This window comes from Psychroserpens mesophilus, assembly GCF_050617655.1.
GTDB lineage: Bacteria > Bacteroidota > Bacteroidia > Flavobacteriales > Flavobacteriaceae > Psychroserpens > Psychroserpens mesophilus_A.
The window spans coordinates 1-262 of the sequence record NZ_JBODQC010000234.1 but is presented as its reverse complement, the minus strand read 5'-3'; the positions used below and the strand labels follow the sequence as shown (position 1 = coordinate 262).

Genomic DNA, 262 nt, shown 5'->3' with positions numbered 1-262 from the left:
GTTGCGAGCATATTTTTTGATTTTAACGAACCAATTATAACTAATATAGTTTCTACAATGGTTGTAGAAAATTTAGGGGTTGATGAATACGAAAAAGATATAATTTCAATTTACCCAAATCCGTTTAATGATGTTATTTACTTAAATTCAAAAAATGGAGTAGAAATTACTGCCATTGAAATAATAGACCTTCAGGGGAAAGTGTTGATTAAGAGTTATAATGGATCAGATAAAATTAAGACAGATCATTTATCATCAGGTA

The 262-nt window shown here is 27.9% G+C and carries 1 protein-coding gene; it reads left to right on the top strand.

All coding sequences use genetic code 11. From position 1 onward, the window contains the following. On the top strand, window positions 1-262 hold a 262-nt coding region (locus ACRHNM_RS17090), incomplete at both ends, for a T9SS type A sorting domain-containing protein (protein WP_431137834.1).